Annotated in this window: 1 pseudogene; it reads left to right on the top strand. The window is 67.8% G+C overall.

The window, feature by feature from the left end:
* Window positions 1-289, top strand: a pseudogene (locus tag EN851_RS35720) (glutamine synthetase); the annotation flags it as partial.

Below are 289 nucleotides of genomic sequence, written 5' to 3' on the forward strand. Positions count from 1 at the left end.
CTCGACATTACCGGCGAGGACGTCCACGACACCGGCCTGATCTGGGATACCGGCGATGGCGATCTCAGGGCATGGCCGATCCCGGGAACGCTGGTGCCGCTGCACGGCACCAAACCGCCGCGCGGCCAGGTGCTGATGTCGATGTATCACCTGGACGGCCAGCCGATGACCTCCGATCCGCGGCTGGTGCTGGCAAGGCAGGTGGAGCTGCTGGCGGCGCGCGGCCTGCATCCGGCCGGCGCCTTCGAGCTGGAGTTTTTCCTGCTGTCCAATGACCGCGACGCTGACG

The sequence above is a fragment of the Mesorhizobium sp. M8A.F.Ca.ET.208.01.1.1 genome (genome assembly GCF_004791315.1).
Lineage (GTDB): Bacteria > Pseudomonadota > Alphaproteobacteria > Rhizobiales > Rhizobiaceae > Mesorhizobium.